Below are 216 nucleotides of genomic sequence, written 5' to 3'. Positions count from 1 at the left end.
GCCACCGCGTACTCCGGCGACGCCGTCCCCACCACCGCCGACTACACCGGCCGTGGCCGACGACCCACCCCCAAATACCCCGACGAGCCCCTCACCTGCAAAGACCTCATCATCGCCGCCGGCCGCGACAACTGCCGGCAGATCACCTGGCGCCACGGCAGCAGACGCACACCCACCAACCCCGACGCCGAACTCAGCGGCCAGTTCAGCGTCCTG

The 216-nt window shown here is 70.4% G+C and carries 1 protein-coding gene; it reads left to right on the top strand.

Features of this window, described 5'->3' with window-relative positions:
* Positions 1-216, top strand: a 216-nt coding sequence (locus HH308_RS29495; protein ID WP_211188996.1) for a transposase, incomplete at both ends; no start/stop codon positions are given.

This window comes from Gordonia asplenii, assembly GCF_012933505.1.
In the GTDB taxonomy this organism is placed as follows: Bacteria; Actinomycetota; Actinomycetes; order Mycobacteriales; family Mycobacteriaceae; genus Gordonia; species Gordonia asplenii.
Note: the sequence above shows the minus strand (reverse complement) of the source record. Positions and strands in the feature narration are given on the sequence as shown.